Annotated in this window: 3 protein-coding genes; 2 read left to right on the top strand and 1 reads right to left on the bottom strand. The window is 30.8% G+C overall.

The features are described from left to right. The first annotated feature begins 453 nt into the window (after positions 1-453). Positions 454-1,479, top strand: coding sequence for an AAA family ATPase (locus ACFO6W_RS21345; protein ID WP_380000266.1), 1,026 nt, complete (start codon positions 454-456; stop codon positions 1,477-1,479). Here the strand turns inward: ACFO6W_RS21345 and ACFO6W_RS21340 are convergent. Further along, positions 1,468-3,909 carry a S8 family serine peptidase gene (locus tag ACFO6W_RS21340; RefSeq protein ID WP_380000264.1) on the bottom strand — a complete coding sequence of 814 codons (2,442 nt, stop codon included), beginning with the start codon at positions 3,907-3,909 and terminating at the stop codon, positions 1,468-1,470. The genes ACFO6W_RS21345 and ACFO6W_RS21340 overlap by 12 nt on opposite strands. 725 nt (positions 3,910-4,634) lie before the next feature. On the opposite strand from ACFO6W_RS21340, the gene ACFO6W_RS21335 reads away from it, so the two are divergent. Next, positions 4,635-5,315: a tyrosine-type recombinase/integrase gene (locus ACFO6W_RS21335; protein ID WP_380000262.1), complete on the top strand. Its 681-nt coding sequence runs from the start codon at positions 4,635-4,637 to the stop codon at positions 5,313-5,315. Positions 5,316-5,403: the final 88 nt, after the last annotated feature.

Here is a 5,403-nt window from a genome sequence, read left to right as displayed (position 1 = left end):
GTTTTTTCAGGGGTCAATTTAGATTTGGCACGAGGGGGCAACGCTCACTGGATTTTCCACTTCTCTTGTGCGTAGCCTTGGGGCAATATTAGAAAAGCTTACCCGATACGACATAGAGAACGAGCAACCAATTTTAGCCTCTATCGTTGTTCTTAAAGAAACAGGCTTACCCAGCGAGGGCTTCTTCGAGTTATGCGATACGCTGGATATTGATGCTTATTTGAGTGATTTGCAGAAGGAGTGTTTTGAGTCGTGGAATGAACATTTAAGCTCATAAAAAGGTTTAAATCATGTACTAATATTAAATTAAAAGAGTATTTTTATCAAGAATAAATTCATTTATCTATAATATAAAGTTAAAGCAAATATAAAACTTTTATAATTATATAAGAGTATGTTATATTTTATTAGATAGCTTCTTTATAAAACAAAAAGATTAACTTTGTAGTAGAAATGGCACAGTTTGATTACATAAAAGATATAGCAAAATATGGTCTTGAAAATGATCAGGAACGCTTGTTGTCTGTTTTAAACGAATTAATAGAGCATTCGAAGAAAACTAAAAAGCTGAATTTTGCCATTCAACTTCAATCAATATTAAAAGATGCTTTACGAACTCAAAAAACGAATGGATTAAGTAGAGTTGGTTCTGAATCGTATCTGAATAGAATCGAAGATAAAGAAATTTCTGAACTTATTTTAGAAAAAATCACATCCGATTACACTTTAGATAATATTATTGCTAATGAAAAAATACATAATGAACTAAAGTTTTTTATTGAAGAGCATCAAAAGATTGAAGTCTTGCAACAGTTTGGGTTACCTGTTTCTAATAAATTACTGCTATATGGTCCTTCTGGTTGCGGTAAGACTTTAGCTTCTTATGTTATTGCTGGAGAATTAAGCAAGATGATGGTTGTTATTAATTTGGGTGCAATTGTTTCTTCTAAATTGGGCGAAACCAGCAAAAATTTGTCTAAAATATTCAAGAAAGCCGCCATTGAAGATTGTATTATTTTCTTGGATGAATTTGACAGTTTAGGCAAAATCCGAGACTACAGCCAAGACCATGGGGAAATGAAACGGGTAGTTAATACAATTTTACAATTATTTGATTATCTTCCTCAAAGCAGCATTGTTATTGCAGCAACTAATCAAAAAGATATGTTAGATGATGCTTTATTAAGGAGATTTGATAATATTATAGCTTTTCAATTGCCAAATGAAACTGAAATAAAGAAACTAATTAGCTTAGTTTTGCAAAATGGTAATTTTAAGTTTGATAATAAAGCTGCTGCAAATAGAATTATTAAACAAAGTATGGGTTTATCGTATTATAGTATTCAAAAAACACTGATAACAGCAATTAAGCGTACTTTGTTTGCCATTAAAGAACCACAGAAAATGCTATCTACAAAAATAGATACGTCAATTTGGAAAGAACTTGTAGAAACAGAAAAGCAATCATTAAACATTTAACGCATCTGCTTCTAATCCTGCATCTAAATCTATACCTTGGATAGCTTCGAGATTATTCACAAGTTGAATTTCATCATACAATTTTCCAGTGTTACTTTTTACTGTTTCTTCAATAGTTAATACAATTGAAAAAGGAAATTCTGTCGGATAGTTTTCTGGTAATCCTCCAACAATTTGTTCAGATAATTTAGTATGAATAGCTAATTTGAAAGAGTTTTTCTCATTAATCAAATCACTAACATTAACGTTGAAAGAGATTTTTTGAGTGTTAGAATATGGTAAGGGCTTTGAAACGTATCTACCATTTTCTGACCAAGATAAAGTTGATTTTAACTTTGATTTTAATTCTTCATCAGGTTTCATTATATCCTCTGCGGATTGATTTTTAAAAATGCAAAAGGCTATATGAATTGGATTGTATGATAATTGATTATTTTTAATTGGTTTAAACTTAAAACATAAAGTTGCTGAAATCTTTAAGATTCCATTTTTCTTTCCGAGGTCATCTTGAACTAAGTAATTTGGGAAATTGATAGGATAAATTCTAATTTTCCCATCCTGAATAGTATCCTCTAATATAAGTGTAGCGGAGTTATCAGTCGAATATAGGCTTTTAAAATCATTAACGAGCCCATTTCCTGCTACTCGGTTTTTCAATTTGGCAAGGGTTGTCGGAAATGGTATTAGTTCTAATGAAGCCCCGTTAATAATCAGAGCTTTTATACTCTCATTAGATAAAGTAGGATAATTTTTTATGATTTTTGCGGCAAGATTTGCCACTAATGGAGTTGAAAAACTTGTGCCAACTTCTTCCATAATACCTATTTCTGGGCGAGCTGAGAGCAGTGTTAATGCAGGTTCATCCATCCAGTCTAATGTATTGGCATTATAAAATCCCATGTCTCCGCCACTATTAATTACATCAGGCTTAAAATAATTTTTATTTGTTTTTTTTGCATTATAAATTGTAGACAAATCAACATGCCCCTTTCTTGTATATAGTGTTGGAAATTCACGCCCATTAGCAATTCCCCTAAAAGCACCATTTTTCAAATTGTCAGCAGCAGCCCCAATAATAATATTATTTTGGCTATCTGCTGGTGTAGAGAGATTAGTATGTTCATGGTTGAAATAAGATAGGTCATAATTAGTATTTTCATTAATACAATTATCATTATTTCCTGTGCAAATAAAGATTAAACTATCTGTTTCATAGGCAAAAGAATCCAAAGAGAAAGTATAATCAGAAAAGGATTCATTTGTGTTCATATGATTGCCATAGCATGTAGTTAGCGTAAATAATCTTATATGAGGATATTTAGCTTTAACATCATATAACATTTTCAACAAATTTATTTCGGAAATATAGCCGCACCCATTATCACTAATTTTTATTGAGAGTAATTTTGCATCTGCCACAACTTCACCCTCAAAATTATTTCTATGATTATCTTTTCCTAAAGCGACTAATCCTGCAACAGCAGTTCCGTGTCCTAATCTATTTCTTCCTGCTTGATCAATTAAAGGATTCCCTGCTAATGTAAATGTTGTATCATTGATGATTAGAGGAGCCAAAGCTGTTTGTTGGCTAATTCCGGTATCAATAATTCCAACAATGGGTAATTCTTCTTCTGCATTTTCAATAACAAAGCCAAACTCACGCTGAACTGTATTAAATTGAGTTGGTCTTATCGTTGTAAATGCTGAACAAGTTACACTTTCAATTATATCAAAATTCTGAATGATTTTCTGAATTTGCTCTACAGAGGGATTATGTAATTCAATTCGATCACTTTCAGTATCATATTTATATTCAATGTTATTAGTTTCTACATATGTAATTAAAGATTGGACTATTTGTTGTTTTACCTCTTCATCTAATGGTAAATTTATTAGAGATAGATATATAATGCTTCCAATATTCTCTATTTGAAACTTTAAAATGTCGTTGGTTCTTAGTAATTTAAAGCTCCTAATATATATAACATAATTAGAATATGTTGATTCTTGATTCTCTTTTAATCCAAATTCAATAAAGTTATTGACATTAGTTAAAAAAACTTCAAATTTATCCCGATCAGCTACAGCAAAAAGCCCTTTTTGAGCAAAATCATAGAAAGCAACCGCCTCTAATCCAAAATCACTATAATAATCTTGAAAATATTTGCTTATCACAAATTGGTCTTGAAAAGTAATTTGTATATAGTCTATATCATATGGGATTTCTATTGTACGATCCTTTATTCTATATTTTTCCTCTAAATCTGTATTCAAATTAGCTAAATCTGCTTTAAAAGAATTCGCTAATCTATAATAATTCTTTGGAGTATTATCTTCTTCATTAGGTCCGAAGCCATAATTGTACTTGAAATCTTTTATTTCTGATAACTGCTTTTCGCTCAAAAATTTCAAATGAGATTTATTTGCCATAATCTTTTCATTATATTCTTATTTGTCTGTTGATCAAACAAGAAGCATCTTTGGATATAAATTTTAACAAAAGTACAAAAAGTATTTAAGTTAAAAGCATTATTCTATGATTACTAATAACTTCTGTGTGTAAAACATAGTTTCTAATATTTCTTTTCAAAAAGCTCGGTGCTCAATCCAGTGCCCAATTTTGCAACTCTTGGTGATTGCTTGTGATTCTTATAGCACTTACATAGTGATTTTAGGCTGTTGAAAGTTGAGTCAGTAAGAGTCAATACAAGTCAGTTCGATTCCTGTTTCCTTCTCTGGTGGCACCACGAAGAAAAATTTGTAAAACGTTGTAATTGAATAAATTACGGCGTTTTTTCTTTTTAGTTGGGTAAACATAGGTTAAACATTTAGATTGTTTGTAATTAAATATCTTATTATTAGATGCTTGTGCATTAAAATATAAGATATTTTTAGTAACTTCAAGTAATAATTCAGTAAATAACCACTAAATTAGGACTATGGAGATAGTTAATTACAAAGATGTATCACATTAAAAAAACAGTATTTTTGATTGTATAGATGTTACAGAGAACACACGAAAAGAGTATCTGACCCGAATTAAACACTTCATTCATTTTGCAAAATTACACGGAATTAATTCCAATACTTATTTAGAGTATAAACGCTATTTAAGTTCTATCGACACGCTAAGTGTTTCCACAAAGAATAAGTATTTGATTTCCGCAAAGATTTTTATTGACGGTCTGAATAACTTACAGCAATTCCCATTTCAGATTAATACGAAAGTAAGAGGATTTAAACAAAGTAAGCTGCATAAGAAAGACGGTCTTTGTGATGAGGATATTTCTAAGATTGTAGATTATTGCTCATTATTAGAATCGACAATTCAGAATCTGCGTTTGAAATCCATTTTATCACTGCTTATTTTTCAAGGTTTACGCCAAGTAGAAATAACAAGACTGAATGTTATGGATATTAACCTGAAAGATAAAGTTGCTTATATCATCGGAAAAGGACAGGACGATAAAGAGCTTATACACTTGCACCCATCAACAATTAAAGTATTAAAAGAATATTTACATACGAACAGAATAAGAGAGGGTGCGCTATTCCGAAGCGGAAGCAATTTCTCTTCGGGAAGTAGACTAACAACTAAATCCATACGGGAGATAATAAATAAAGTCTTAAATGAATTAAATATTGACGGAGGCACCCACGGCTTCCGTCATTTTTTTATAACCAAATTAATAAAATCATATAAGGGCGAATTATTGACTGTTTCCAAATATAGTCGTCATAGAAGTATTCAAATGTTAGAAGTTTACAATGACGAGATAATAAGGGAGCAGGATTTACCGCGTTTTTATGACGTATTTAGTGATATTACACTATGAGTGATACAAAGATATACGAAAGGAATATTTAGGGTCTGCTGAAAAACTCAGCAGACCAATTCATATTTAATTCGGTTTGCGTCCGCTA

The sequence above is a fragment of the Dysgonomonas termitidis genome (genome assembly GCF_042654545.1).
Taxonomy (GTDB): Bacteria; Bacteroidota; Bacteroidia; order Bacteroidales; family Dysgonomonadaceae; genus Dysgonomonas; species Dysgonomonas termitidis.
This window is presented reverse-complemented; position numbering and strand designations above follow the sequence as displayed.

What these genes read in the sequence shown, in the direction of transcription:
- ACFO6W_RS21345 (WP_380000266.1), top strand. Translation starts at nt 454, where the DNA reads ATGGCACAGTTTGATTACATAAAAGATATAGCAAAATATGGTCTTGAA.
- ACFO6W_RS21340 (WP_380000264.1), bottom strand. Translation starts at nt 3,909, where the DNA reads ATGGCAAATAAATCTCATTTGAAATTTTTGAGCGAAAAGCAGTTATCA.